Genomic DNA, 21,853 nt, shown 5'->3' with positions numbered 1-21,853 from the left:
GGTAAAGAAACAACCTGCGTTGTTTTATCCCAAGATGACAACAGCCAAAAAGCAGATCAGCGGGTTCAACAAATTATTCCTGGTCTTTCTTACGATAATAGATCTTATCGTTCATGAACTCGTTCAGCGACTGCAGTACGGGATTGGCCATACGCTCATAAAAGCGGGAGATCTCGATCTGCTCTTTGTTTTCGTGAACTTCTTCCAGGGAGTCGGTATGGTTGGCGAAATCGTCCAGTTTGCGGTGCAATTCCTCTTTCATACTGATATTGATCTGGTTGGCGCGCTTTGAAGCTACAACAATGCTTTCATAAATATTGCCGGTCTTGTTCTTAACGGCAATTACATCACGTGTTTCGATCAGCGGGTTCAGGGAAGAAACCATTTTTTTATTTGTGCTCATTGCGTAATTGTTTTATGTGGTTTTGTGATGCTGTATACAGCTTTTCCGCGTCTTTAAGGTAAGAAGAATGCGGAGAATAATCTACCAGTTCGGTATAGGCATTTACGGCTTCGGCGAAGCGTTCTTCCTGTTTACTTTTTATACTGGCATCAGCATATTCGTAATATGCTTTGATGACCATATATTGATAGAGATCCAGCGTTTTGGATTCGGGATAAGCCTGGATAAGCGCCTTATAGGCCACTGAAGCAGCTTTGTACTGACCCAGGTTATAATAAAGCAGAGCCGCTTTACTATCTTTCAGTTCGATCTTGGCCCGGCAGATATCGATATCGTTATTGGCCTCCGTCAGGTTTTTAGACTCCGGATGGGTAGTTACATAAGTCTGTAATGCCTCCATAGCCTTGATGGTATTGGACTGATCGAGGGGATATTTGGGAGAATCCTTAAACAGGCAAACGGCATGCATAAACTCGCACTCGTCGGCACGCGGACTTTTCGGGAAATTCTCGGTAAAGTTTTTGAACTGGTAAGAGGCGCTGATATAGTCCTTCTGGTTGTAAAAAGAATAGCAGTAACGATAGTAAAGCTCTTCGTAATTTTTGGTTCCGCGCATCGAGGGCATCAGTATCTCATAGAGCTCATTCGCCTTATACCACTTTTTCTGGTCGTAGTACTCGTTGGCCTTGGTCAGCTTATAATTAACGTCCTTGCTTCTCAGCACTTTTTCGTGCTGGCTGGCGCATGAGCTGAGCAGGATAATAATTACGGGAATAAAAATTGAAATTTTCCGCATAAGGAGTGCAAAAATAATGAATTTATTTTGAATTGAAATCAATCTTTTCCATAACGGGGACAGGACCGGAATAGTATGAAAACCGGAACCGCCGGGCGGTTTTATTTTCGGAGATACCTCTTCTCCATGAGCACCAGGCAGCTAAAAAAAAGAAAATCAGAAAAAGATGCAAAAATATTTGTCCGTTCAGAAAAAAAATAACAACTTTGCAGCCCTCAAGCGGCGGTGGCGAAACTGGTAGACGCACTACTTTGAGGTGGTAGCGCCTGTCATGGGCGTGGGAGTTCGAATCTCCTCTGCCGCACACGGAAAGGGTTGTTCTTTAAGAACAGCCCTTTTTCTTTTTGAACGCTGTTCGTAGCTACACACTACGAACAACGAACAGTATTATAACAGGCATCCCGATATGGTTCTCTGGAATTTAAGCATGAACCCATTTTCATGCACCACGATTATCTCGTTTTCTTGCGCCACCATATGCGGACCATACGGCATATAGTAACGATCACTAATACTTTTTCTAATATATCAACTGCGTAGTAGATTGCTCCCGCAACCTTGACTACTATAAAAAATGGAATAACCATTACTAGTATATCACCATTTTTTATAAAGTTTTTATATAATGAAAATATAAATATATTTTTCTTTCGTTGCTTCCCTGCTTCAACAGTTATTTATTTTCCACTGTGCACATTCCGGGAGCCAGGAGGAAGCTGCGTTAAAACCTATACCAAGTACAGGGGTACATTTTGCAACCCATATTTCAAAGAGCTTCACTAAAGGCATAGCAATGTCAACACGGTATATTTCCGTTTGATCATCCCAGCCCTGGTAATTGATTTCTATCCGGAATTCCGGGTTTGTTTTAATATTAAGCAAGAGATATATCCTCATTAAGCAAGAGATATATCCTCAAAGCATTTGCCGGAAAGTCAGGCTGATCCGCCCCGCTTCGGTATCAGATTTCGGAATGGCATGTTGCCAGGCCGCCTGTATTTCCTGGGTCATATAAACCAGGCTGCCCGCGGTTAACTCGTAAGCCAGGGTTTGCGCAGGATCTTCAATATTCCTGAAGTTCAGCATTCTTGTCGCCCCCACAGAGACGATCGCAATACCCGTCCCGGTTTCTAAAATGTCTGTCTGGTCGGAATGATAGCCCATTTTCGATTTCCCGTCTATATAATAATTGATCAGGCAATTATTGGGTTCAAAGCCGGTCAACGGTTTTAACTGTTTAATGATCGCGTTGAGTTCCGGCAGAAATTCCTGGTAAGGATACGCAATCTGGGAATAGTTATAGGCTTTACCAAAACTCGCCGTTTTACGGGCCGCCATACGTTCGTCCCATATTACCACCCGGGTCAACAGTTCAAATAATGCTGCGGGCTCGTCTATAAACTGCCTGATATATGTTATACCCTCCATGTTGTTATTTATTATGCGCTTTTGTTGGCTACCGCCCATTCAAATATACCCCTAACCCTGCAGACTTCCGAATACGCGGGTTAAAAGTTGAGTTTGCCCGGGCGTACCAGGTCAATCTTTACAGGTAAGCAGCAGCACTACCGCAATTAAAAAAGGGGCTGATCGCTCAGCCCCGTATATGCTTATGTGTTTAATTAAGGTTTTAATCGTTCTGCCAATAAGGTGGCAAAACGATTAACGCCAGTCCTGATGCTTTCTTCGGCTACGCGAAAACCAGGCGCATGGTTCATGGCCACGATGCCTTTTCCCACATCAGAGCCCCCCAGGAAAAAATAAACACCGGGTACTTTTTGCTGGAAGTAAGCGAAGTCGTCATTAAAAAACGGTACCAGGCCATAATCCGGCAACAACACGTCATTACCACAACAATTTTGCAATACCGCTATTGCTTTACCCGTGAGTTCTTTGTCATTAATAACCGTCGGATTTCCCTGTATATAGGAAACAGCGAGCAGTTTGTCTTTGTATGGCCCTTCGCCGATCAGCGCTTGAATACGCGGAAGGATCCGCTCCAGCTGTTGTGGATCGGTCTCGTATAAATAGGCTTCTAAAAAAAGCCTGTCCTTATCGGAACGGATATGGAAACGTTCGTCCATGATCAGGTAATCCCTGAATATGGTATTTGTACTGGCCAGGCCGGTAACCGGATCGCTGATCTGCTGTATTTCCCAGGGTTTACTACCTTTTACCGAACGGACCAGTGCAGACCGGATTTGCCCCGCGAGGGCTTTGGCCTCGTCTTTGGTCAATTCATTTTTCAGTTCAATCCTTACCTGGCGCTGGTAGGCAAATACCTCACCGGGCTTGACCATAATCTTTCCTGCCGGTAAGGGGGTTACATGCAAACCGTAGATTTCGTCGGGTTGTATCGTTGACAGCAGGCCATGGTCTACCATATTTTTGGCGCCGGCAAAGGTTTCCTCCTCCGGCTGGAATATAAAATAAACCGTTCCCGCCAAGGATGCCTTATGCCGCGACAGCACTTCGGCTATACCCAGGGCTACCGTCATATGTACATCGTGACCGCAACCATGCTGTACGCCCTTCATCACCGAGCGGAAGGTTTCTTCGTCGGCAAAGTCATTGGGTAAAGCATCCATATCGGAGCGCCAGGCGATCTTTTTCCCTTTCTTACCTCCTTTCAGGATGCCGATAACGCTGTGCCCGTAGGTCCCCGTTTGCACCTCGAGGCCCAGGTCTGATAAATACCGTTTGATAACATCCTGGGTGCGTTTTTCATTTCCCGCCAGTTCGGGATTCGCATGCAGATCCCGCCTGATCGTTACCAGTTTGTCGTAAATCAGGTCGGTTTCCCGGGCAATGGTTGCCGCGGTTAATAATTCCTGAGTCGTTTTGCCTTTGCCGGCAAAGGTTTGTTGCGGGCCCGCAGTAAGGGTCGCCAGCAATATCATCAGGGGAAGTGTTCTTTTCATAATTCCGGTTCCGGCTTTCTCTTTAATGTGTATGTACGTTGTAAAAGCCGGCGCAAATTAGGGATTAAAAGCCAGGCATAACCAGGATACGACCGTGTTTAAAAAAACTTAAAATACGCAAGAGGGCTATTTATTATTTTGCGTCCTGCATATGGTTTTTACATAGATTAACAGAGCAGCCCGCAGCAGTTTATACAATAATCAATAATAATATTTTATTTTACTCTTTATCCAAAAGCTGTACCATGCATACCATTTTACCTTTTTTCCTGGCCATGATCGCAGCCATTGTGCTCCTGGGGATGCTGGCCAAAAAGCTGAAGGTGGCCTACCCCATCCTGCTGGTTGTCGCCGGATTGCTTGTAAGCTTTATACCCGGATTGCCGGCAGTTAAGATCAACCCTGACCTGATCTTTTTCCTGTTCCTGCCCCCCTTGCTGTTTGAAGCCTCCTGGTCCATTTCCTTTAAAGAAATGAAAAAATGGTGGCGCATCATCGGCAGTTTTGCTTTTCTCGTCGTGTTCTTTACGGCTTTATCCGTAGCGGTCGTTACCAATTATTTTCTACCCGGTTTTACCATCGCGTTGGGTTTCCTGTTGGGCGGTATCGTTTCGCCGCCCGATGCGGTAAGCACCGGGGCCATTATGAGTTTTGTAAAAGTACCCAAATCTACCGTGGCCGTTTTAGAAGGAGAAAGCCTGTTGAACGACGCCTCTTCCCTCATCATTTTCCGGTTTGCGCTGGTAGCGGTAGGCACCGGGCAGTTTATCTGGCACCAGGCCGCGCTTACCTTCCTCTGGATGGTGATCGGCGGTGTGGGTATCGGCCTCCTGCTGGGCTGGCTCTTTGTACAGGCGCACCGGCGACTGCCTACCGATGCCCCTTCGGATATTGCTCTTACCCTTATCGAACCTTATTTGCTGTACTGGGCGGCCGAACAATGTCACAGTTCGGGCGTACTGGCCGTAGTGAGCGGCGGCCTGTTTATGGCCAACAGGCGGCTGGCTTTTTTAAGCAGCACCAGCCGTATCCGGGGCTTCAGCGTCTGGGAGAGTTTCGTCTTCATCCTTAACGGCATCGTGTTCCTGCTGATCGGGCTCGACCTGCCCGAGATCGTTGAGGGCCTGCGGGCCAATGGTATACCGCTGCGTACGGCTATTCAATATGGACTGCTGGTTACCGGTATATTGATCGTAGCCCGGATCATCAGTTCCTATGCCGCCATGCTGGCTACAATTATCTTCAGGCCAGGCGTGGTTCCGCCCGGCACCAGGCGCAGACGGCTGCTGATGCCGATATTGCTGGGCTGGACCGGTATGCGCGGCGTGGTTTCGCTGGCGGCCGCACTGGCTATACCGGTAACCCTGTCCGACGGTACCGCTTTCCCGCACCGCAACCTGATCTTGTTTATCACTTTTATAGTTATCCTGCTTACCCTGCTGGTACAGGGGCTTACACTACCCTATCTTATCCGGTATGGCCGCCTGTTCGATGGCTATACCGACGAGCCGGAGGAAGTAGCATTACAAAAACTACGGAAAGGCCTTAAAGAGCACTCGCTCCAGTTCCTGAGAGCACGGTACGAAAACGACAATGAGCATCATGCCGGCTTGCAATTGCTGCTGCAGCACTGGGAAGAGAAAATGAAAGCTTCCAACGACAGCTGGATGACCGGCGACACGAAAGCCATCTTTATAGAACTGCTCGAAAGCCAGCGTCAATACGTCGTCGAATACAATAAAGATCCGGCAGTAAACGAAGATATCGTGCGGAAACAGTTATTCCAGATCGACCTCGAGGAGGAACGGCTGAGGATGCAGTAAAAACTACTTTACAATTTACGGCGAAAGCCCCGCTCTGCGGGGCTTTCTGTGTTACTCTTGGTTAGGAGTTGGTTAGAAGAACATTACATAGTTGACCGGCTGGCCACAATAAATTTCAAAAAAAGTATTAATCGGCGGACAGGAGGTGCACATAGGGATCACCGGCGGACCGAACAAAGGCGTAGGGCCTCCGGTCGGTATAAAAATATCGGTATAGGCCGGGCTGCATCCGGTATAATCATTATACACCCGTACCCCGATAATACCGGGAGGCGGCGGTCCCATCCAGGGAATAGAGGATAAAGGCCAGGACGTATTTACCCCGGCAGGCGAAGGGATTATGGTGGAATAAGTAACCGACTGGGTGTTACCACAGTCTCCCCCGATAAACTGGAAACCGACAATACAGGCATTTCTATTCTGAACATGCATCGTGGTCGTTTGGGCTTTTGTAAACAGGGCGCCGGCAGCCAGCGCCAGCGTAAGCAGAGCTCTTTTCATAAGCATGGGTATTGGTTTGGGTGAAAATGGTTAGGTACGATCTTGCCCGCCTCCTTACCAGAGACAGAAAATATTATTGGTAGGCGTACTGCAGTAAGTTTCGAAAAATACGGTCACCGGCGGACAAGGCGCGCTGCAGGTCGGCGCGATGAGGGTACTGACGATACCGGGTAAGGGGCCGGAAACCGGCGCCATAATATCCTGGTAGGTAAGTGTACTGCAGCCCGACGATGGATCGTCGGAATAAACCCGCAAACCGGTAATGCCGTAACCCGGGAAAATGGGGCCATGCCAACCAAGGGTACCGCCTGTAAGGTATTCATTTTTATTGGTGCCCGGGGTTACGCGGATGGTATCAGAAAGAATTTTATACCCGGGATTTTGGCAAAGGCCGGCAAAGAGCACGATATAGACATCGCAGGAACGGGAACTGCAGATCTGGACGTGATTTGTTTGCGACCTTGCAGCAGAAAAAGCAAAAGCAGATACAATTAACAATATATACTTCTTCATACCAGTGTAATTTTTAGGAACAAACAAATATAAACATATAATTTAAAATAAACTGTACTTGCATAAACTATATTTATAAAGGCAAAAATTATGCTGCGCTTCACCCTTACCGGCACATTCCGGACGGCTGGAGGGCATAAAAAAAGCTATCCCGAAGGATAGCTTTCTATTATTTTCACGAAGCCGGTTATCCCTGCTGCATTTTTGCAGGATCGTCATAATTTACCATCCAGTTAATCCCGAACTTATCGGTAAACATGCCGAAGTAAGCGCCCCAGAAGGTATCGGCCATAGGCATCGTAACCTGGCCGCCGGCAGAGAGGCCGCCGAACAGTTTATCGGCTTCTTCTTTGCTGCCTGCGTTTACAGAAATAGAAAAGTTATTGCCCTGCTGGAAGCCGGAAGCCCATTCGCCACCGGTATCGCTCCCCATCAGTATCGTTTCCTGGCTTACGGGCAGGCTGATGTGCATGATCTTATTTTTATCTGCCTCGGGCATTTCTATGCCACCTTCCTGTGGCATATCACCAAAGGTACCCACATAAGGAAATTCACCACCGAATACGGATTTATAGAAGTCGAATGCTTCTTTACAGTTGCCGTTAAAGGTGAGATAAACATTTACTGTTGCCATTGTTTTGCGTTTTTATAATTTGGAGTAAAAGAAATTTATTGCAGGATGGTCGCGCATAGCCTTATTGCTGTTGCTGACTTTCTTCGTAGGTAGGCCCATAAAGCCCGGGTACGCGGTGGCCGCCGGCACGCAGGTGCATTACCAGTTCGCCGCGATGATGATACAGGTGATTGAATAAAAAGCCTCTTACCACTACTGCGCGGGGCATTGCCGGAAAAATATCCTGGCCACCCATAGTCATTCTCCAGGTCGTCATCATGTTTTCGTCTTTAGCGCCTTCCAGTACTTTGCGGGCATTGTCCAGGTTCTCTTCAAAACGGGCCACAATATTCGCTGTTTTCGAGATATCTCCCTTGTCATATTTATACGTGCCCATATCAAACTCGTCGAGGTTAAACGTAGGATCGTACCAATTATACACCTCTGCTATATGGGAAGCGAGCTGCCCGGTAGACCAGAGATGGGGCTGCGGCCGGTATTCAAGCGCACTGTCGGGAATGGCATTCAGGATCTTGCGGGTGTTTTCTGCTTCATGCATAAACTCGCCCAGTAAGGACTGTACAATCATGGCATTTATTTTTGGCGTTAAAAAAAAAGGCAGGATAAAAAAGAAGGGGTGTTATTCAGCGGGGAAGCGGTCTGCAACGAGGTTCAGGATAATATCATGTTCCAGCAAGGCTTTCAGGTTGCCCAGTACCAGGGTAAAACCTTCTGTGGAGTCCCGTACTTCGGCGACCAGTTTTTCAGGGTCCGCCTGTTCCATGGTATTCACCACCGATACAAAGGTGCCTTCTTTCAGGGTTTTGAAATGCCATTCTACCAGCGAAGGCTGTTCGTAATTACCCCAGTCCATTTTGATATAAAGCTCCGGCACCAGCTCCAGTACTTTAACCCGTACCCGATGGTTGTACATCTCCCATTCCCATTCCACTTCCCGGCCCGCTTCCAGCCGGCCGCTGCTTTTGGTAAACCATATGCGCGTCGTGATCTCGGGGTTTACGATGGCCTCAAACACAACGGCAATCTCTTTGCGGATCAGCATTTCCGCCCTGGCAAAATTCTGGCTCATACAATGGGATGGATTAATTATTTACAGATAAACACCAATCAATACACATCGAAAAACGGTGTCTGATTTCCGCATGCCAAACTAAGATAAATTCCGGCGCAAGACAAACCGGCGGTCATTTATTTCCTGTTATATTTTACGAAAAACACGGGCGTTTCCCTACAACAAAAAAAGCAGACGAAGGTTTCCTTCATCTGCTTTTACCATCATTAACCCGGGCCGCTTAAAACTTAGCGGCAAAGTCGCGCGCAAAATCTTCCAGTTTTATCTTGCCGGCTACCGGCGCGCCCTGCGCTGTAAAGTCGGCCTGCAGCTTACCGGCGCGGATCGCAGTGCCCATTTCGGTATACAGCCCGGCCATCTCTCCGGGTAAACCTGCGCCCGTCATACCCTGCAGCGATTGCTCGTCGGTAAACTCCACCCAGGGCAGTTCCGGCTTGCCTGCGGCAGCACCCAGCACCTGCGCCACATCGGCGGGGGTACGCACGTCGCTTACCGCGTACCGTACCTTTTTACCCGTAGATGGTTGTGTCAGCTCTTCGGCAGCCAGGGTGGCGATATCTTCAGGATGCACCAGGGGCAGGCTTTTCGCCGCCGGGAAGTTGCCGCCCATAATACCTGCCGTTTGGATCATGGGCACATCGTTAAAGAAATTGGTATAAAAATAACCGGCGCGCAGGTAAGTAATTGCCACATCTTCAAGGCCGCTATAAATGCCTTCGATAAGATGCAGGCCACGTATAGGCCCGGTACCTTCCGGGTAATCGGCCCCTACGCTGCTCAGCATAACGACGCGTTTCAGGCCCGAAGCTTTTATCGCATCGGCATAAGCCTGGCCAGCTGCGGCCGTATTGGCTACGATATCAGCGTCGCCCATATTCGGCGGGGTCATGGCAAAAAGGGCATCAGCGCCGCTTATGGCTTGTGTAAGAAAGTGCGCATCGGCTACGGAGCCTATAGCCGCCTTAGCGCCCAGCGCCTCGATAGCCGGTTGACGTGCAGCCTCACTGCTGATTACGGTTACTTCATGACCGGCAGCAACCAGTTGCTGTGTTAAGGGTTTACCGATATTGCCCAGGGAACCTGAAATGGTGATTTTCATTTTTTATTTTTTTAGTTACAGGAGCAAAAGTATATTTGTACTTACTTTTATACAAGTACTTACCCCAAAGTATGTATCATGACGGCTATTAAAAAAACATCCACCATCCAGGAAAATAAGCAGTACGCGCTGGCTGCATGCCCCGTTACCTATGTCATGGAACGGATAGGCGGCTACTGGAAGCCCATTATCCTGTACCACTTATCGCACGGCGACCGGCGCTACAGCGAACTGCGTAAGGCCATACCCGCTATAACCGAGAAAATGCTGATCCAGCACCTGAAACAACTGGAGACCGACCAATTGGTAATCCGTGAGGCCAGGCCGGTAGTACCGCCCTTTGTAACCTACCGCTTAACCGATGCAGGCAAGGGCCTGCTGCCTGTAATCGATGCCATGGCCACCTGGGCGATGAAGAATATGGAAGGCGCCTTTAGCTGATACCTGCAGCAACAGGAACCGGTTGTTCTGCGCTTAAAACAATGTAAAAAGGCATGCCCACGGGCATGCCTTTCGCGGATAAAATCCGCTGCAATCAGGCGATATTAATCAATCCGGATCAATACGTCCTTATTGGGACCGGAAACAATGTATTTAACCTGGAAACCGCAACCCATATATACCGGGTCGGTTGGCCGGACCATAAAACCGATACCGCAAGGCGCATCCGAATTTTTGAGCGCCAATTCATACAGGTACGAGGTGCCAGCCGTATAAGGGAACCCCGAGCCCGAGCCCGTTGCTGAAACCAGGAAGTTTTCGGGATCGGTGTAATTGAGTACCGTTACCCCCGTCGGGATCGAAAATGCCGGCGCCGGGTAACCGTTTATCACACCACCGACTGAAGTATAAATATGCAGTACCGCATCTCCAAACTTGTACCCGGAGTTATTCTCAATGGTGATGGTACCTGCATAAGACAGCGAGAGACTACAAAAAGCCAAAAGGAGCAAAAGGATCTTTTTCATAAAATTCGTTTTTTAGATTTCGAAGTTCGGTCGCCCCGGTATCATAAAATGCCCCCGGAAGCGTAACCGCAGGCTTTTTATAAAAGCTGATTTCCCGTAATATTGTTGCCGTTACACCACCCTGCTTTTCGTTGTATGGAAAACTATACCATCATCATCCTGATCATGGCGGCCATGATCGGCCTTTCGGCGGTGGCCGATAAGATACGGTTGCCCTATCCTGTTTTACTGGTGACTGCGGGTATCGCCCTCGGCTTTATACCGGCAATGCCGGGCATCGAGCTCAATCCCGAAGTGATCTTCCTGCTGTTCCTGCCCCCGCTGCTTTATGATGCGGCTTTCAATATTTCCTTCCCCGATTTCAGGACCAATATCAATACCATAGGCACCCTGGCCATAGGCCTTGTATTCCTTACCACCTGCGGCATTGCGGTAATTGCCCATTACATTGTCGGTCTTACCTGGCCGCTATCGTTCGTATTGGGCGCCATCCTGGCCGCCACCGACGCCGTGGCCGCGATCGGCGTTACCAAAGACTTAAAGCTCTCGCACCATACCACCACCATACTCGAAGGCGAGAGCCTGGTCAACGATGCCTCTGCGCTGGTGGCCTACCGTTTTGCCGTAGCGGCTGTAACCGGCTCTGCGTTTATCTTCTGGAAGGCTTCGCTTCAATTTATAGGTTTGATGTGCGGCGGTTTTGTGGTGGGCTTCGTAATCGGCAAGCTATTGGGTTATGTGCTCCGCGCGGTACAGAACAACACCATGGTGGTTTATAGCTTCATCCTGCTGATGCCCTTCGCCACCTACCTGATCGCCGAAGAGCTGCATGTATCGGGCGTTATAGCGGTAGTGGTACTGGGCTTAAGTATATCGCGGCTCAGTAAAAAAGTATTTCCCCAGCGGGTCAAAGAAGAGTCGCGGACCATATGGGACATCATCGTGTTCCTGCTCAACGGCCTTATCTTTATCCTGATCGGGCTCGAGTTTCCGCTGGTAATCCGTAGTATACCCGCCGAAAATATCTGGCCTTATATCGGTTATGCTTTTATCATAACGCTTGCGGCCTTGCTGATCCGAATGGCCAGGATGGTGATGCAGCGGGTAAACCTGCAGCGCGCCTTCCAGGCCAGGAAAGGAAAGATAACCGAAGGCGCATTACTCAGCCGCCAGCAAAGCGCGATCATCAGTTGGGCGGGCATGCGTGGCATCGTGTCGCTGGCCATAGCCCTGGGCTTGCCGCGTACCCTCGAAGACGGCAGTCCTTTTCCACAAAGAGATGCCATCATTTTTATCTCAACGGTGGTAGTGTTGTTTACCATTATCGGCCAGGGCCTTACCCTGCCTTGGATCATAAAACGGCTGGGCAGTCATTAGCCTCCCCCTAAAGCATCGAGGCAAAACACAAATACACACAGGCTGTATATGGCTGCTGTAAAGGCTTTCAGCCCATGCAGCATTTAACAGAATGACACGCAAAAGGCCATCATTGATAATTATCAATTTACAAAGCACTAACGAAAATAAATTTGGCAGTTTGAAAAATACCGCTACATTTGCACATCACTTATCCAGAAAGGCAGAGGGAAATGGCCCTGTGAAGCCTTAGCAACCGACTCCGGCAACGACAGTAAAAGGTGCTAACTCCATCCAGAAAAGGATAGATAAGAAGATGCTCAGTTAATCGATAGACCGGCAACGGCATTCCAGATACCAGGCACTTCTGAACTACCTCCGGAAGTGCTTTTTTATTGCAACAAAGCGTCTACCGGTATAACAAAAACCAGCCTCCGGGCTTATAAATTTTTTAAAAGCAATGAACAAGCAAACAACAGCCGCTCTGCAGTCATTACATGCTCCTACCCACGCAGCATTGATGATGGCTTGTTGTTGTTCCTGCTTTTGCTGTTGTTGCTAATCTCCTGCACAACATTTCCGCCCGTTTTTTATTGATGTAGTCCTTGTTATGCTTATCCCTGCGGGATAAAAGCATTTACAGCTGCATCACTCCCGGGCCTTCCTTTATTTTTCCCGTTTTTTTCAACCAGGCCGTTATGGATCATTTCCTTACGCCCGCTCAGCTCCATGCGGAGACAGCAGGGCTATCTATTGCCGCAACTTTGGCATGGCTCACCGAGCGCCACCCGGGCGCCGTTACGTTCTCTTCCAGCTTCAGCTACGAAGACCAGGTCATTACGCAGATCATTGCCGCGCATAACCTGCCGGTGTCTGTATTTACATTGGATACCGGCCGGCTCTTCAGCCAGACCTATACCTTATGGCAAACTACCCGGCAGACTTACGACCTGTCCATAAAAGCCTACTACCCGGATGCCGCTGTACTGGAGGCTTTCGTGGAGACCAATGGCCCCGATGCTTTTTACCAATCCGTAGAACACCGCAAAAACTGCTGCCATATCCGCAAGGTAGCGCCGCTGCAACGTGCGCTCAGCGGTCATGCCGTATGGGTTACCGGCCTGCGGGCCGAACACTCGCCCAACCGCGAAAACCTCGGGCTGTTCGAATGGGATGAGCATAACCGCATCATCAAATACAACCCTTTACTGCATTGGGATACAGCCGCTGTTAAAGAACATATCCGCAAACACCATGTGCCCTACAACACCTTACACGACCAGGGTTATGTAAGCATAGGCTGTGCGCCCTGTACCCGGGCCATCAAAGCCGGCGAGGACTTCAGGGCCGGCCGCTGGTGGTGGGAGGACAACAGCAAAAAGGAATGCGGGCTACACCGGCACCCTTCCATTTCTACTTAAGCATTCGTAATTCTATAAAACAAAAAACATGGCAGATTATTCCTTAGATTACCTCGGGCAGCTGGAGTCGGAAGCGATCCACATCCTGCGCGAGGCCGCAGGCCAGTTTGAGCGGCCAGCCCTGCTTTTCAGCGGCGGCAAAGACAGCATAACGCTCGTACACCTTGCGCTTAAAGCCTTCCGGCCGGGCAAGTTTCCCTTTCCTTTGGTGCATATCGACACCGGTCACAACTTCCCCGAAGCGCTGGACTTCCGCGATGAGCTCGCCGCCCGCATCGGCGAACAACTGATCGTACGCAAGGTGGAAGACACTATTAAAGCCAAAGGCCTGACCGAAAACAAAGGTAAGTTTGCCAGCCGTAACGCGCTGCAGACCTATACTCTGCTCGATACGATAGCCGAGTTTGGCTTTGACGCCTGCATCGGCGGGGCAAGACGGGATGAAGAAAAAGCAAGAGCCAAAGAACGCATCTTTTCCATCAGGAACGAATTCGGGCAATGGGATCCGAAACTACAACGGCCCGAGCTCTGGAACATCTTTAACGGCCGCATCCATAAAGGTGAAAATGTACGGGTATTTCCCATCAGCAACTGGACCGAGCTGGATATCTGGCATTATATACGCAGAGAAAAGATAGACCTGCCTTCGATCTACTTCGCCCACGAACGCGAAGTGCTGCAGCACCAGCAGCAATTGATCGCGTTATCGCCCTTTATCCGCATCGACGAAGGCGACCAGGTACAAAACCGGCGGGTACGCTACCGTACCGTAGGCGACATGACCTGCACCGCAGCCGTAGCTTCAGAAGCCGTTACCATCGACGACATCATCAACGAGATTACGGCTACCGCCACCAGCGAACGCGGCGAAACCCGCATTGACGACCGCGTATCGGAAGCCGCTATGGAAGACCGTAAGCGGACCGGCTATTTCTAAAACCGCCAGTTTTAACCCCAATAAAAAAAACAACATGGATATACTTCGTTTCATTACCGCAGGCAGCGTCGACGACGGGAAAAGCACCCTGATCGGGCGCCTGCTCTACGATAGCAAAAATATTTTGGCCGATCAACTGGAGGCTGTAGAAAGGGCAAGCAGGCCGCAGGAAAACGGCATACCCGACCTGGCGCTGATTACCGACGGCCTGCGTGCCGAGCGCGAACAGGGCATTACCATCGACGTCGCCTATAAATACTGCGCCACGCTCAAACGTAAATTTATCATTATCGATGCCCCGGGTCATGTACAATATACCCGCAACATGATTACCGGCGCTTCCAATGCCGACCTGGTCATTATCCTGGTCGATGCGCGCAACGGCATACAGGAACAGACACGCAGGCATTCGCTGATCGCCTCGCTCTTACAGATCCCCCATATCGTGGTCGCCATCAATAAGCTGGACCTGACCGGGTATTCCCAACAGGTATTCGAACAGATCAAAAGCGATTACGAGGGTATTGCCCGCAACCTTAACCTGCCAACGGTAACCTACATACCGATCAGCGCATTGCAGGGCGATAATATCGTACATCCTTCAGCCAACCTGCCCTGGTATACCGGCAAGCCGCTGCTGGAGCACCTGGAAACCGTATCGCTGCTGAACGACGAAAAGCCGCAGCCCGCGCGCTTCCCGGTCCAGTACATCATACGGCCGCAAACAGAACAGCTGCACGATTACCGCGGTTATGCCGGCCGTATTACCAGCGGCAGCTACCGCAAAGGAGATAGCGTAACCCTGTTGCCTTCCGGGTATAGCAGTACTATAACTGCGATCGAAACGGACGGCGCCGAAGTTGAAGAAGCCTTTGCCCCGCAGAGCATCGTACTGCGCCTGGCCGACGACCTGGATATCAGCCGCGGCGACCTGGTCGTAAAACCGGACGAAGCCCCCGCATTGAGTAAAGAGCTGGAACTACTGGTCTGCTGGATCGACCATAAACCGCTGACAGCCGGCAACAGCTACCTGCTGCAACAACACAGCAACCGTGTAAAATGCAGCGTACAGGAGATCCTGTACAAACTCGATGTACATAACCTCGAAGAGCAGCCGGCCGACAAAGCCCAACTCAACGAGATCGTAAAAATAAGGGTGCGTACTGCAAGCCCGCTCGCCTATGATACCTACGAACAGCTCAGCAGCAATGGACGGCTGATTCTGATCGACGAGACCAGTAACCTGACCGCAGGTGCAGGCATCATCCGGGCTGCAACAGCCCTGTAAATTTCAATATTATGAGTCAAGACCATTTCATAAGGACCTTGTTCGAACGCAGTCATACCAATGCGCCGAGCTTCCCGGATAAACAACTGGGCATACATTTTACCGACAGCCTGTTCCATTTCCTGTTTGCGCCGGCCCGGGGCAAATACGATACCCGGGAAAGCCTGCAAAGAGAATATACCCGTATCCGCAATACCTTTTCCACCCTGATCTTCGATGTGATCCACGAGGAGGACGAGGTCGAAGCCCATACGCAGCGCTTCTTCGAGGCAGTGCCAGGGTTGTATGCCTTGCTGGTAAAGGATGCAGAAGCTATTGTCAATTTTGATCCTGCGGCCACTTCGATCGAAGAAGTATTCGTAGCATACCCCGGCTTTTTTGCAACAGCGGTATACCGCATCGCCCATCAGCTGTACGGGCAACAGATCCCTACCCTGCCGCGCATCCTGTCGGAATATGCACACAGCAAAACGGGCGTGGACATCCACCCGGGCGCAACCATCGGCTCTTCTTTCTTTATCGACCATGGTACCGGCATCGTTATCGGCGAAACTACCACGATCGGCGACCAGGTAAAGATCTACCAGGGCGTTACCCTCGGCGCGCTCAACGTAACCAAGGCCCTGGCCAGCGCCAAAAGGCATCCGACGATAGGAGACAACGTGATCATCTATTCGGGCGCCACCATACTGGGCGGCGATACCCTGATCGGTCACGACAGCATTATCGGCGGTAATGTATGGCTTACGCAGCCCGTAGCGCCTTATTCCGTTGTGTATCAAAAAAGCGAAGTCATCGTCAGGGATAAATTCCCGCTGCCAGAGCCGCTCAATTTTATCATTTAAAAAAACACAAAAAATGAAAGCGAACAACATTCTCGAAACTATAGGCAATACGCCACATGTACAGATCAACCGTTTATTCGGCAACAGGAATGCCATATGGATCAAACTGGAACGCAACAACCCCGGCGCCAGTATTAAAGACCGCATAGCCCTGGCTATGATCGAAGATGCCGAACAGCAGGGATTGCTGCAACCCGGCAGTGTAATTATCGAACCCACCTCGGGCAATACCGGCATAGGCCTGGCCCTGGTGGCTGCCGTAAAAGGTTATAAGCTCATCCTGGTGATGCCCGAATCGATGAGTCCAGAGCGCAGGCGCATCATGACCGCTTATGGCGCCAGCTTCGAACTTACCCCCAGGGAACTGGGCATGAAAGGCGCCATAGCAAAGGCACAGGAACTGGCTGCGACGATACCCGGTTCCTGGATCCCGCAGCAGTTCGACAACGCAGCCAATGCAGCCATACACCGCGCCACCACAGCGCAGGAGATCCTTACCGACTTCCCGGATGGTATCGACTACCTGGTTACTGGCGTGGGTACCGGCGGCCATATTACTGGTGTAGCCGGCGTATTGAAACAGCATTTCCCCCAACTGAAAGTATATGCCGTTGAACCCGAACTATCGCCGGTGCTGAGCGGCGGCTCGCCTTCGCCGCATCCCCTGCAGGGTATCGGAGCGGGCTTCGTACCCTCGGTGCTCGATACTGCCCTGCTCGACGGCATTATCAAAGTCGGTAAAGAAGATGCCTTTCATTATGCGCAACGCCTGGCCAGAGAGGAAGGCATCTTTGCCGGCATTTCTACCGGCGCATCATTGGCAGCTGTTGCCCAACAGCTCCACGATATCCCGGAAGGCGCTACAGTCCTCACGTTCAACTACGATACCGGTGAAAGGTACCTTTCGGTCGAAGGCTTGTATTAATCTATAAAATCAAAAACAATATGCATACAGGAAAAATAATACTTGCAGGAGCCGGACCCGGCGATCCCGGACTGGTTACCGTAAAGCTGGCCGGCTACCTGCAACAAGCGGACGTAGTGATTACTGACCGCCTCGTGAGTGAAGAGCTGATCCAGGCCTATGTGAATCCCGGGGCCACCGTGATCTTTGCCGGCAAGGAAGGTTATGCCGAGGGCTCGGCCAGCCAGGCTTCGATCAACGACCTGTTGGTCCGATACTACCAACCCGGTCAGCTGCTGGTACGACTCAAGGGCGGCGATGTCGCCTTTTACGCCAATGTACTGGATGAACTCCGTACGCTGCAGGAGCACCAGATCCCTTACGAGATCGTACCCGGCATTACCGCCGCCTCGGGCGCTGCAGCCTATTGCGGCATACCGCTTACTGCGCGGGGTTATGCCGATTCGGTACGCTTCGTCACATTCTACAACAAACAGGAAGAGCCCGAGAGCTATTGGCAGGAGCTGGCGCAGACCAATGATACGCTGGTCTTCTATATGTCGGGTGAAAAACTGCATACCCTGGCCCAAAACCTGGTGCGGCAGGGCATTTCGCCCGATAAGGCCATAGCCGTGATCGAACAGGCTACCACACCTTACCAGAAAGTGATCCTGCGCCGCTTTACCGATACGGAACATATCCGGGACACCTATACCTCGCCTACCCTGATCATTATAGGCCGCGTGGTAAACCTTTACCCGGCATTCCGCTGGAAAGCCAATAGTAAACTGCAAGGCAGCTATTTCAGGCGTATCCGGGCCACAGAACCCGAACGTCAATTACTCTAAAAAATATTCATTATGCTGGCAGCAATGAAGCGTACCGCATGGAACGAACTTACCGCAAACGCAAGTCCATCCGAACTGGCCTGGATGAACGGCTATCTCGAAGGCCTGCTGGCCGCAACACAGCAGGTACAACCGGAACACAACATACCGGCAGCTGTTCCGTCAAAGCTGAGCATCCTGTTCGGCACCGAGACCGGCAATGCCAAAAGCCTGGCCACCAAACTGGCCGCCACAGCGCGTAAAGCAGGCCATATCGTAAAACTTACCGCGCTTGATCAATACCGGCTTACCGATCTGCAACAGGAAAGCCGCCTGATCGTGGTGATCAGCACCCAGGGCGATGGCGAGCCACCCGCACAGGCCCGGGCGTTCTACGATCATATACACGACACCAACACTAACCTGCCCGGTCTTCAGTATGCCGTGCTGGGCCTGGGCGACAGCGCCTACCCCTTATTCTGCCAGACCGGCATCGATGTGGACCGGCAGCTGGAACGCGCCGGTGGCCAACGATTGGCGCCTTTGCAACTATGCGATACCGATTACGAAACAACAGCTACTACCTGGTTTGCCACTACCCTGCAGCAACTGCGACAGCAACAGCCGCAGCCCGTAACCCTGGCCGCTAACACAACCGGGCATAACAAAGCGATCCACAGCGGCAGGGTACGCAGTCACATTAACCTGAACGATACCGGCTCTGCCAAAGAGACCTATCATATAGAACTGGAAGCAGCAGGCGTTTACTATGAGCCCGGCGATGCCCTGGGGATTGTACCGGCTAACCCCGGGGCTTTGGTAACCGGGATCATCGACCTGCTGGGCCTGCAGCCGGACACACGCATTACCTATAAAGGGCAGGACAGCACACTCTACGAGCTGCTGCACCGCAAGCTCAATATTACTTACCTGCCGGGCCGCGTGGTACGGGGTTATGCAGCGCTCAGCAAACAGGAGATACCCGAAATAAAGATCGGGTTGGCGCACCTGTTACAGATCTACCCGCTGCCACCGGGCACTCCACCTGAAGCCGTGATCGGCCTGCTGGAACCGGTAGCCCCCAGGTTATACTCCATCTCCTCGGCGCCGGCAGCGCATGAGGGTACCATACACCTTACCGTAAGTAAAGACCGGTTCCAGCTTAACGGGCAGGAACAATACGGGCTTTGCTCGGGTTACCTGTCGGGGTTAAACGAAGGCGACGAACTGTCTTTCTACGTGCATCCCAATAAAGCCTTCCGCCTGCCGGAAACCGATCGCGATATCATCATGATCGGCCCCGGTACCGGTATAGCGCCCTTCCGCTCGTTCCTGGCACAACGCGAAGCCAGCGGGGGCAATGGCCGCAACTGGCTGTTCTTCGGCGACCAGCATTTCAACACCGATTTCCTGTACCAATCGGAGATCCAGAGCTGGCACGAAACCGGCTTATTGAACCGTGTAAACGTAGCTTTCTCCCGCGACCAGGAACACAAGATCTATGTGCAGGACAAAATGCGGGAACATGCAGCCGCGCTTTACCAATGGCTGGAAGAAGGCGCAAGCCTGTATATCTGCGGCGCCAAAGCGCCCATGAGCGTAGATGTAGAACAAACATTACTGCAGATCATCGCAGCACAGGGCGGGCATACCGATGCAGCCGCCGAAGCCTATCTCGAACAACTGAAAGTAACATCACGCTACCACAAGGACGTATACTAACCGAACCATGCCCCGGGCATAACAAACTTTTTTTATGAGTAACAAAAAATTATCGGCCGTAGAGCATATCAAGCAGAAAAGCCGCGGCCTGCGCGGCACGCTTACCGAAAGTCTCAGCGACGAAATAACAGGCAGTATCCGGGAAGATGACCAATCGGTCATTAAATTTCACGGCATGTACCAGCAGGACGACCGCGACCGGCGGGCCGAAAGAGCCGTAAAAAAACTCGACCGGCTTTATTCCTTCATGGTTCGCCTGCGGCTACCCGGCGGACTGCTGAGCCCGCAGCAATGGATCGCCTGTAACCATATTGCAGGCCAACATGCCACCGGCGTGATCAAGATCACTTCCCGGCAAACCATACAATTACATGGCATTATCAAATCGGGTATCAAACCCACGCTGCAATCTTTTAACGAAGCAGGCCTGGACTCCATTGCAGCCTGCGGCGATGTAAACCGCAATGTGCTCTGCAGCACCCATCCGCGCCAATCGGCATTGCACAGCGAAATATTTGCCTATGCAGACAAGATCAGCGAGCTGCTGAAACCCAAGACCCGGGCCTATTACGAGATATGGCTGGATGAAGAAAAAATTGCCGACCGTTCGGAAGAAGACCCGCTGTATGAAGACCGTTACCTGCCGCGAAAATTCAAGATTGCAATCGCCATACCGCCCAACAACGATGTGGATGTATTTGCCAATGATATCGGGCTGATTGCCGTTATAGAAAACAACAAGCTGCAAGGGTTCAATATCGCGGTGGGAGGCGGCCTGTCGACTACACATGGCAACCCGGATACCTACGCAAGGCTGGCCACGGTTATCGGCTTTACCGCTACCGAAGCCGAGACTTTAAAAGCCGTGTACGAAGTACTGACCATACAACGCGACTACGGCAACCGGAGCGACCGCAAACTGGCGCGGCTTAAATATACGGTAGACCAGATGGGCATAGCGGCTTTCCGCGAGGAGCTGGAAAAGCGCACCGGGTTTGTGTTGCAACCCGCAAGGCCTTACCAGCTTACCGAACGGACCGATTACTATGGCTGGGAGCAGGACCATCGCGGGCTCTGGTATTATACTGTCTTTGTAGAGCACGGCCGCGTAACCGACGAAGCCGACCTGCCTTTACAATCGGGCCTGCTTGAAGTAGCCGCTACCGGCAAAGCCAACTTCCGTTTTACCTGCAGCCAGAACCTGGTACTGAGCGATATCGGGGATAAGGACAAAGCCGAGATTCATAGCATCCTGCAGCGGTATGGTATAATAAGGCATACAGAAGCCAGTAGCGCGGCCCGCCGCAACTCCATGGCCTGTGTAGCCCTGCCCACCTGCCCCCTGGCCCTGGCCGAAGCACAACGCTACCTGCCTGCGCTTATCGGCAAAGTAGAGCCCCTGTTGCAGAAATACCAATTGATCGACCAACCGATCAGTATCCGCATGACGGGTTGCCCCAATGGTTGTGCCCGTTCGTATGTAGCCGAGATCGGTTTTGTAGGCACGGGTCCCGGCCGGTACAACCTGCACCTGGGTGGCGACCGGCAAGGCCTGCGTTTAAACCGCATTTATAAAACCAATCTGAATGAAGCCGAGATACTGCATGAGCTGGACCTGCTTTTAGAGCACTACAGTGGTAACCGCTTAGCCGGGGAAACCTTCGGCGACTTCTATCACAGAACCCTTCCAACATCCTGATCTTTTATACCCGTGACAACAGCAGTTTTAAAAATACAACCCGCACAGCCGGTAAGCCGGAGCAGCCCTGGGCTCCATACCTGTCCCGCCGGGGACGAGGAATAACATGTTATCACCAGGACAT

22 protein-coding genes, 1 tRNA gene and 1 riboswitch are annotated in these 21,853 nt (G+C 51.1%); of the genes, 12 read left to right on the top strand and 11 right to left on the bottom strand.

The genetic code is table 11. The annotated features are described in order from the left end of the window. Positions 1 to 73: 73 nt before the first annotated feature. On the bottom strand, positions 74 to 403 hold the full coding sequence (locus tag B0I18_RS24670) for a DNA-directed RNA polymerase subunit omega (protein ID WP_106525449.1): 330 nt from the start codon (positions 401 to 403) through the stop codon (positions 74 to 76). Next, complete coding sequence (locus tag B0I18_RS24665; protein WP_106525448.1) at positions 390 to 1,199, bottom strand: outer membrane protein assembly factor BamD; 810 nt, start codon at positions 1,197 to 1,199, stop codon at positions 390 to 392. The genes B0I18_RS24670 and B0I18_RS24665 overlap by 14 nt, the downstream gene beginning before the upstream one ends. A 219-nt stretch (positions 1,200 to 1,418) precedes the next feature. Between B0I18_RS24665 and B0I18_RS24660 the strand changes: the two genes are divergently transcribed. Continuing rightward, a tRNA-Leu gene (locus B0I18_RS24660) sits at positions 1,419 to 1,503 on the top strand. Between the two features lie 611 nt (positions 1,504 to 2,114). Here B0I18_RS24660 and B0I18_RS24650 read toward each other — a convergent pair. Together B0I18_RS24650 and B0I18_RS24645 are read right to left on the bottom strand one after the other, a co-directional pair. Further along, a complete protein-coding gene (locus B0I18_RS24650; protein ID WP_106525446.1) occupies positions 2,115 to 2,627 on the bottom strand; it encodes an alpha-ketoglutarate-dependent dioxygenase AlkB in 513 nt (170 codons plus the stop codon). Positions 2,628 to 2,821: 194 nt separating this feature from the next. After that, the gene (locus B0I18_RS24645) at positions 2,822 to 4,120 is read right to left on the bottom strand and encodes a M20 metallopeptidase family protein (protein ID WP_106525445.1); all 1,299 of its coding nucleotides are present in this window, start codon (positions 4,118 to 4,120) and stop codon (positions 2,822 to 2,824) included. A 245-nt stretch (positions 4,121 to 4,365) separates the two neighbouring features. On the opposite strand from B0I18_RS24645, the gene B0I18_RS24640 reads away from it, so the two are divergent. Beyond that, positions 4,366 to 5,943, top strand: a complete 1,578-nt coding sequence (locus B0I18_RS24640) for a Na+/H+ antiporter (protein ID WP_106525444.1) — start codon at positions 4,366 to 4,368, stop codon at positions 5,941 to 5,943. A 72-nt stretch (positions 5,944 to 6,015) separates the two neighbouring features. Here B0I18_RS24640 and B0I18_RS24635 read toward each other — a convergent pair whose 3' ends face one another. The 6 genes from B0I18_RS24635 to B0I18_RS24610 form a co-directional block, all read right to left on the bottom strand. Then, a complete protein-coding gene (locus B0I18_RS24635) occupies positions 6,016 to 6,444 on the bottom strand; it encodes a hypothetical protein (protein ID WP_146146868.1) in 429 nt (142 codons plus the stop codon). 54 nt (positions 6,445 to 6,498) lie between these two features. Further along, a complete protein-coding gene (locus tag B0I18_RS24630) occupies positions 6,499 to 6,957 on the bottom strand; it encodes a hypothetical protein (RefSeq protein ID WP_106525442.1) in 459 nt (152 codons plus the stop codon). Positions 6,958 to 7,144: 187 nt separating this feature from the next. Further along, entirely contained in the window at positions 7,145 to 7,591 is a 447-nt protein-coding gene (locus B0I18_RS24625) for a VOC family protein (RefSeq protein ID WP_106525441.1), read from the bottom strand. Between the two features lie 61 nt (positions 7,592 to 7,652). Next, positions 7,653 to 8,159 (bottom strand): DinB family protein, encoded by a 507-nt coding sequence (locus B0I18_RS24620; protein ID WP_106525440.1) that lies wholly within the window; start codon positions 8,157 to 8,159, stop codon positions 7,653 to 7,655. A 51-nt stretch (positions 8,160 to 8,210) separates the two neighbouring features. Continuing rightward, positions 8,211 to 8,660 carry an SRPBCC domain-containing protein gene (locus B0I18_RS24615; RefSeq protein WP_106525439.1) on the bottom strand — a complete coding sequence of 150 codons (450 nt, stop codon included), beginning with the start codon at positions 8,658 to 8,660 and terminating at the stop codon, positions 8,211 to 8,213. Positions 8,661 to 8,883: 223 nt separating this feature from the next. Continuing rightward, a complete protein-coding gene (locus B0I18_RS24610; RefSeq protein WP_106525438.1) occupies positions 8,884 to 9,762 on the bottom strand; it encodes an NAD(P)H-binding protein in 879 nt (292 codons plus the stop codon). Positions 9,763 to 9,840: 78 nt separating this feature from the next. Here B0I18_RS24610 and B0I18_RS24605 point away from each other — a divergent pair, with 78 nt between their 5' ends. Continuing rightward, complete coding sequence (locus B0I18_RS24605) at positions 9,841 to 10,203, top strand: winged helix-turn-helix transcriptional regulator (protein WP_106525437.1); 363 nt, start codon at positions 9,841 to 9,843, stop codon at positions 10,201 to 10,203. A gap of 104 nt (positions 10,204 to 10,307) precedes the next feature. Here B0I18_RS24605 and B0I18_RS24600 read toward each other — a convergent pair whose 3' ends face one another. Continuing rightward, a complete protein-coding gene (locus B0I18_RS24600; RefSeq protein WP_106525436.1) occupies positions 10,308 to 10,730 on the bottom strand; it encodes a hypothetical protein in 423 nt (140 codons plus the stop codon). 135 nt (positions 10,731 to 10,865) lie between these two features. Here B0I18_RS24600 and B0I18_RS24595 point away from each other — a divergent pair, with 135 nt between their 5' ends. From B0I18_RS24595 to cysI, 9 genes are all read left to right on the top strand, one after another. After that, positions 10,866 to 12,107 (top strand): Na+/H+ antiporter, encoded by a 1,242-nt coding sequence (locus B0I18_RS24595; RefSeq protein ID WP_106525435.1) that lies wholly within the window; start codon positions 10,866 to 10,868, stop codon positions 12,105 to 12,107. A 187-nt stretch (positions 12,108 to 12,294) separates the two neighbouring features. After that, positions 12,295 to 12,401: riboswitch (SAM riboswitch) on the top strand. A gap of 383 nt (positions 12,402 to 12,784) precedes the next feature. Next, positions 12,785 to 13,507: a phosphoadenylyl-sulfate reductase gene (locus tag B0I18_RS24590; RefSeq protein WP_106525456.1), complete on the top strand. Its 723-nt coding sequence runs from the start codon at positions 12,785 to 12,787 to the stop codon at positions 13,505 to 13,507. 28 nt (positions 13,508 to 13,535) lie between these two features. Continuing rightward, positions 13,536 to 14,444: a sulfate adenylyltransferase subunit CysD gene (gene cysD, locus B0I18_RS24585; RefSeq protein ID WP_106525434.1), complete on the top strand. Its 909-nt coding sequence runs from the start codon at positions 13,536 to 13,538 to the stop codon at positions 14,442 to 14,444. A 34-nt stretch (positions 14,445 to 14,478) separates the two neighbouring features. After that, the gene (locus B0I18_RS24580) at positions 14,479 to 15,732 is read left to right on the top strand and encodes a sulfate adenylyltransferase subunit 1 (RefSeq protein ID WP_106525433.1); all 1,254 of its coding nucleotides are present in this window, start codon (positions 14,479 to 14,481) and stop codon (positions 15,730 to 15,732) included. Between the two features lie 11 nt (positions 15,733 to 15,743). Then, a complete protein-coding gene (epsC, locus tag B0I18_RS24575) occupies positions 15,744 to 16,577 on the top strand; it encodes a serine O-acetyltransferase EpsC (protein ID WP_106525432.1) in 834 nt (277 codons plus the stop codon). 13 nt (positions 16,578 to 16,590) lie between these two features. Then, complete coding sequence (gene cysK, locus B0I18_RS24570; RefSeq protein ID WP_106525431.1) at positions 16,591 to 17,502, top strand: cysteine synthase A; 912 nt, start codon at positions 16,591 to 16,593, stop codon at positions 17,500 to 17,502. 20 nt (positions 17,503 to 17,522) lie between these two features. Continuing rightward, positions 17,523 to 18,329, top strand: coding sequence for a uroporphyrinogen-III C-methyltransferase (cobA, locus tag B0I18_RS24565; RefSeq protein WP_106525430.1), 807 nt, complete (start codon positions 17,523 to 17,525; stop codon positions 18,327 to 18,329). A gap of 12 nt (positions 18,330 to 18,341) precedes the next feature. Continuing rightward, entirely contained in the window at positions 18,342 to 20,030 is a 1,689-nt protein-coding gene (locus B0I18_RS24560) for a diflavin oxidoreductase (protein WP_106525429.1), read from the top strand. Between the two features lie 34 nt (positions 20,031 to 20,064). After that, entirely contained in the window at positions 20,065 to 21,729 is a 1,665-nt protein-coding gene (cysI, locus tag B0I18_RS24555) for an assimilatory sulfite reductase (NADPH) hemoprotein subunit (RefSeq protein ID WP_106525428.1), read from the top strand. The last annotated feature ends 124 nt before the right edge of the window (positions 21,730 to 21,853 follow it).

Source organism: Taibaiella chishuiensis, assembly GCF_003014535.1.
GTDB lineage: Bacteria > Bacteroidota > Bacteroidia > Chitinophagales > Chitinophagaceae > Taibaiella > Taibaiella chishuiensis.
This window is presented reverse-complemented; position numbering and strand designations above follow the sequence as displayed.